Annotated in this window: 7 protein-coding genes; 4 read left to right on the forward strand and 3 right to left on the reverse strand. The window is 43.0% G+C overall.

The annotated features are described in order from the left end of the window. Positions 1 to 180: 180 nt before the first annotated feature. Positions 181 to 483 carry a hypothetical protein gene (locus HOL16_08100; GenBank protein MBT5390639.1) on the reverse strand — a complete coding sequence of 101 codons (303 nt, stop codon included), beginning with the start codon at positions 481 to 483 and terminating at the stop codon, positions 181 to 183. 449 nt (positions 484 to 932) lie between these two features. After that, positions 933 to 1076, reverse strand: coding sequence for a hypothetical protein (locus HOL16_08105; protein MBT5390640.1), 144 nt, complete (start codon positions 1074 to 1076; stop codon positions 933 to 935). Positions 1077 to 1481: 405 nt separating this feature from the next. On the opposite strand from HOL16_08105, the gene petA reads away from it, so the two are divergent. Genes petA through HOL16_08120 form a run of 3 tightly spaced genes read left to right on the forward strand, consistent with a single transcriptional unit; the run spans position 1482 to position 4026 of the window. Further along, on the forward strand, positions 1482 to 2051 hold the full coding sequence (petA, locus tag HOL16_08110) for a ubiquinol-cytochrome c reductase iron-sulfur subunit (GenBank protein MBT5390641.1): 570 nt from the start codon (positions 1482 to 1484) through the stop codon (positions 2049 to 2051). Positions 2052 to 2053: 2 nt separating this feature from the next. Continuing rightward, positions 2054 to 3268, forward strand: coding sequence for a cytochrome b (locus HOL16_08115; protein MBT5390642.1), 1215 nt, complete (start codon positions 2054 to 2056; stop codon positions 3266 to 3268). Next, positions 3265 to 4026 (forward strand): cytochrome c1, encoded by a 762-nt coding sequence (locus tag HOL16_08120; protein MBT5390643.1) that lies wholly within the window; start codon positions 3265 to 3267, stop codon positions 4024 to 4026. The genes HOL16_08115 and HOL16_08120 overlap by 4 nt, the downstream gene beginning before the upstream one ends. Before the next feature lie 9 nt (positions 4027 to 4035). Here HOL16_08120 and HOL16_08125 read toward each other — a convergent pair whose 3' ends face one another. Next, positions 4036 to 4464: a hypothetical protein gene (locus HOL16_08125; protein ID MBT5390644.1), complete on the reverse strand. Its 429-nt coding sequence runs from the start codon at positions 4462 to 4464 to the stop codon at positions 4036 to 4038. A 753-nt stretch (positions 4465 to 5217) separates the two neighbouring features. Between HOL16_08125 and HOL16_08130 the strand changes: the two genes are divergently transcribed. Further along, a complete protein-coding gene (locus HOL16_08130) occupies positions 5218 to 5883 on the forward strand; it encodes a hypothetical protein (GenBank protein ID MBT5390645.1) in 666 nt (221 codons plus the stop codon). Positions 5884 to 6000: the final 117 nt, after the last annotated feature.

Raw genomic sequence — 6000 nt, forward strand, 5'->3', positions numbered from 1 at the left:
GTGAGTCCTTTGAACTCTAGATCCCAACTCACTCTTTAACTCACTAGCGTAAGTCACTGGTTTGTCTAGAGTTCGTAGGTTCCGGAAAGACGGCTGTAGGGTTTATCTACATTTGCAGTCTCTTTTATAAAACTGCAACCAGCAAGCTAGGTGTATTCCTTCATCAGCTAATTCTTCAATTTAATAAAGCACAACATTATTAATAAACGGGACGCTTTTGAGTAGTTTAAAAACGCTTTCCATGGATAAAGTATGATCAATTATGGGGGCTCCACAGTACGTTATGTATTTTTGCGTAAATTTAAGTTCATCGATTGGTGTTGTATCCTTATCAGTAAGAGTGACGGAAGAACCATCACGCGTATAGGATAGCTTATGATCCTCAAGCTCAAAAGTTATGATATTTTGTGTTGCATAACCTGTGCTTGAAAAAAGCACAGAAAAACAAATAACCCATGCATATAAGAAAAGTTTTTGTTTCATTGGGACCCCATTATTTCATCGCGAGAATTAGAGAACTCGACCCAAATATTTCCACTATACAATGTGACAACTAATTTTTTCATAATACGAAATGCCTTAATTTAATAATTCGAAATAAGTACAATCTAATTGCATAAAAATCAAGGATGGCGTGAGAAATCGTTGGAACTGGGTGAGGCCCCGCCGCTCTTACGAGGGTGTTATGTCTACATCATAATTGTGTCATGCCAGAACCTTTAGGCACTCTAGGCGAATCGGCGTCTTAAGCCGGAGAGGCCTAGAAAGCGAGGTCTAGCCATGCGCAGAGTGACGTCTTCCCGGAGCCTAGGAACTCTAGGCGAATCGGTCACGGCATCTAGAAAGTATAAAATCACGTCGTAGCGTAGCGAAGACGGATAAGCCGGTGAGTCCTAGAGTGAGTTGGCATCGTGGGATCCATAGTGCAGGAATTAAAAAGTATAAATCTGGATCCCGCGCTCATAAGAAATTCTAAGGCGCGCCTCCGGCTTACCAAGAATTCCTAATGGCCGGGAAGACGAAGCTGGGGCCTGGATCCCGCGCTCATCCGTCTTCGCTTCGCTACGACGAGACAAGACTAATTCCTAATGGCCGGGAGGACGAAGCTGGGGCCTGGAAGACGATAAAAACGCCGTCATCCCGGAGCCTAGGAACTCTAAACGAACCGGCGTCTTAAGCCGGAGAGTTATAGAGTGAGTTGGCATCGCGGGATCCATAGTGCATGAATCAGAGTGACTTTGTATCTGCTATCCTTGACGGAAGCGGCTTGTCCCGTCATAGCGGACTCGTCACGTCATAGCGGACTTGTCACGCCATAGCGGCCTGTCCGCCATAGCGCAGCGTAGGCGGAAGCGAAGACGGAAACGGACTCGTCACGTCGTAGCGAAGCGTAGACGGAAGACGGAAACAGAAAAAAAGCAGCTGATTTTTTAAATACTCTCCTGTATAAGGATCTTAGGGTTATAAAACACGGATAAAGAATGACAACCTCACCTAAAAAGAAAGCGCCCATACGGCAGGAAAAGAAAGAGCCGACGCGGCGAGATTTCCTCACTCTTACGGCAACGGCCATGGGGGGCTTGGGGGTTGCTGCAATGGCGTGGCCCTTTATTAATAGTATGAATCCGGCCGCGGATGTATTGGCTCAGGCCGTTATTGAGATCGATTTATCCTCCATCGAGCCGGGCCAGGCAATAACAGCAGTCTGGCAGGAAAAGCCCGTGTTTATCCGTCACCGTACACCCGTGGAAATTAAAGAAGCCGAAACCGTAGATATGGCCTTGTTGCCTGATCCCGAGACAGATCAGAAACGGGTCATAGATTCTCAGTGGATCGTGGTCGTTGGCATCTGTACCCATTTGGGCTGTATTCCCTTGGGGCAAAAATCTGGCGATCCCAAAGGAAACTATGGAGGTTGGTTCTGCCCTTGCCATGGATCGGCCTATGATACCTCCGGGAGAATACGCCAGGGACCAGCGCCAACGAATTTGGCCGTGCCACCTTATGAGTTTTTAACATCGACGCAGATTCGCATTGGGAAGGAAGTTTAAGAATGGCAAAGCAACCTATTCATACCCGATTAGTGAAATGGATCGATTATCGTTTGCCAGTTTTCACATTCCTTTCCCACGCGTTGGAAAAGTATCCTACGCCCCGAAATTTGAACTATCTGTGGAGTTTTGGATCCCTGGCCGGCATTATTTTAGTCTTGATGATGGCGACGGGGATTTTTCTGGCCATGCATTATGATCCCAATGCCCAGTACGCTTTTTCCAGTGTGGAACACATTATGCGAGATGTGAACTATGGATGGCTCATTCGGTATCTTCATATGAATGGGGCCAGCCTCTTTTTCATTGTTGTCTATATCCACATGCTTCGAGGGCTTTACTATGGTTCCTATAAAAAACCTCGAGAACTTTTATGGATCATGGGTGTGGTTATATTCCTTATTATGATGGCGACAGCCTTTATGGGGTATGTGTTGCCTTGGGGGCAGATGAGTTTTTGGGGCGCGACAGTGATTACCAATCTGTTTTCTGCGATTCCCATTATTGGAGAAAGCATTGTTTCTTGGCTTTGGGGCGGATTTGCCGTTGGTGGTCCCACTTTAAACCGTTTTTATGCACTCCATTATCTTTTTCCTTTCCTTATAGTGGCCATCGTAGGGTTGCATTTGATTGCGCTCCACCAGCATCGATCCAATAATCCTATTGGGATTGAACCAACCAAGCCCAAAGATTGCGTTCCCTTTCATCCTTTTTATACCATCAAGGACCTATTCTGTTTGGGCGTATTCGCCCTCGTTCTGTCAGCCTTTATCTTTTTTATGCCCAATTTCTTTGGTGAGGCCGTCAATTATGATCCGGCAAATCCACTCGTTACGCCGGCTCATATTGTTCCCGAATGGTACTTTTTGCCGTACTACGCAATCCTACGAGCTGTGCCCAGCAAACTTGGCGGTGTCGTGCTTATGTTTGCATCCGTATTTGTCCTTTTTGTCGTTCCTTGGCTTGATACTTGTAAAGTAAAGAGTGCTCGCTATCGGCCTCTTTATAGGATCGTTTTTTGGACTTTTTTGGCGGACTGTATTGTCCTGGGTTGGGTTGGGGCAAATCCACCAGAAGGCTATTTTATCCTTATAGGAAGGCTTGCGACCGTCTATTATTTTGCTTTCTTCGTTCTGTTTATGCCTCTCTTGGGAAAGTTTGAAAGAACGCTTCCGGTTCCCGAATCCTTTGATGCGGCCAAGAGGTGCCGTCTATGAAGCGTTTCTCAGGAATTTTAATCGCTATCGGGATTTTTGCTTCCTTTGGAGTAGGGGCTATGGAAGATGTGAGAGCCCCCTTACAGCGCGAATGGTCATTTGCGGGTCCTTTTGGGACATTCGATAGGGGACAACTCCAACGAGGCTTTCAGGTGTATAAGGAAGTATGCGCTGCTTGCCATGGCCTTAACTATATCAGTTATCGGAACTTGATAGATTTGGGTTTTTCTCCCACGGAGATAAAAGCCATTGCGGCTGAATATACGGTCAAAGATGGTCCCAACGATCTGGGCGAGTTTTATGAACGCCCAGGAAGGCCGACCGATAGGTTCTTTAGGCCTTTTGACAATGATCAAGCTGCACGTGCTGCAAATAATGGGGCCCTTCCTGTAGATCTTTCTCTTGTTGTAAAAGCGCGGGAAAATGGCTCTGATTATGTGTACTCCCTTTTAACGGGATATGAAAATCCGCCCCCGGGGAAAGAATTGCCGCCGGGACGCTTTTATAATCCCTATTTTCCTGGCGGTGAAATATCTATGACGCCACCATTACATGCTGACCTTGTGTCGTTTTCAGATGGAACGCGTGCCTCTGTGGATCAAATGGCAACCGATGTTACGGTGTTCCTTACCTGGGCATCAGAGCCTACCATGGAGCAACGAAAGAAGATGGGTGTGACCACTATCATCTATCTCTTTTTCTTTACCTTCATCCTCTATCTACTTATGAAGCGCATCTGGCGCCGTGTGGACGGGTAACTATAAATACTACTGCTTTATATACGTACTTATTATTTCATAATCCTTCCTGGGCCCCTTCACATGCCAGCACATTTTTAGTTGAGTATGAGAGAGACAGGTGAAGCTTCCCTGATAAATATCTTGGTTGCACTTATGTTCTGTAAGGCAGGGCCCTTTTTCCAGACAAAGCTCATGAAAAAATCGGCCATCGGTGAATAATATATCTGCTGTACTGATTGTGTTGAATTTATAAGTGTACGACTGAAAAAAGTCGTTTTCAAATTGTGGTCCGATACCTTTTCCTTCCTCATTATAAATGAGAATTGGAAAATCTCCTTCATAGGAAGCAATTCCCTTTAGAGAAAATGTCTTCTCATCTCTAAAATCCGTGACAGATCGTGCTAAAGTCCACTGTCCTCTTAGAAAACTAAAGAGATTAGTCGTTGAATAGGTCATTTCTTTAGTTTCCAGAGTTACACATACATTACCCTATTCTTAGTACTCCCAATGGATGCAAAAATAAAGCTATTGAAGAGAGATAGGACTGGTATTCCTAAAGAGCAACACAGGAATGACGAAAAAGCAGTACCGTAAAAAACACCTATATGACTGGGCTAGATTATTACACATAAATAACTCATTGAAACAATTGATAAATCTGAGAGCATTTTTCACTTTGACATTTTAGAATTTCTGCTATGATTTTTTTAAATGCAAAAAATAAAGATTTCTAAAAGAATATATCTGAAGAAATACAATATAAATATTTTGGGGGAATGAAAATGAAAGAAGTATGTTTTGCGAATGATTCAGGACAAAGCTTGAGCTCGCATTCAGGAAATTTTATAACCAGAAATGGGGTTTCTAGATTTATACATAGCACTTATGACAGTATTCAGAAGTGGAGTAACAGGTATCCCAGAGAAAACACGGATCAGAGATTTTTCATCGGTTCATACTTTACAGATGATGAAGAGCTTTGGATGAATCCAGACAGTTATTGAACTTGCCTGCAATGATTGTTTCTTGCCCCCGTATGGGGGCTTTTTTTTTGCGTCTTCTCTCTTAAAAATCCTATTTTCTTCGAATCAATTGAAACATTTTGACAATAGCTTAGGGCTTTTTCATACTGTAATTTCAACGATTGTTTTTTAATTCTTATGCAATTAATTTAGATGTTAGAAAAAAGTCGTTTAAAGGGTGTGGCTAATGATTGTTTCTCCAAAGTCGAATCAATCGACAATGGATTTTGTAAAATCTGTCGGCGGGCAGCTAAAGGAAGTTTGTGCGCCACTGTATGAAAGCTTAAACTTCAAGCATTTTGCCCATCTTAGGTACTATCGGGATGGGAGATACTTCCATCTCTGTGATAATTTAAAATGGGTTCAGACTCGATTTGAGAATAGCCTCAATTTAAATGTAACGTGCCGAAGTGGGGGTAAAAATATATTAAAGCCAGGATGGCAAGTTTTTCAGTGGTCTGGGGAACCCACAAATCCCTTGCATGCAACTCTATATGATATGGATATTTGGAATGGCTGTACGGTTTACAATGTTCTTCCAGAATATATTGAAGTTTGGGGATTTGGTTCCAAGAGAGAAGATGTTCAAAAGGTGAATTTTTATTTAAATGAGATGGAGTTGCTAAAGAGGTTTACGTTATATTTCAAGAGTAAGACAGAAAAATTGATTAATACAACGAATCCCCAGCACTTTTTTCAAGATCCAAGTTTAAAATCTCTCTTTGATATCTCTACTGGGATAGAGGAGAAGAGAAGTACTTTTTTAGGCAATACGGATATTGCGAAATATATATATGACGAAAATGTTTCTTTTTCCAAACAAGAGCACATGTCAATGGCAAACCAAAACTGAGCCATGTGGCGGAGTAAAAGTGAGCCACTTCAGAGCTAAAGAGAGGGGGGTGAATTCACCCCCCTCTCTTTAGCAATCAAACTTTTTTATTGACCTTCTTTTTGCTAGCAGTTAACC

It is taken from the genome of Alphaproteobacteria bacterium (assembly GCA_018662925.1).
GTDB lineage: Bacteria > Pseudomonadota > Alphaproteobacteria > 16-39-46 > JABJFC01 > JABJFC01.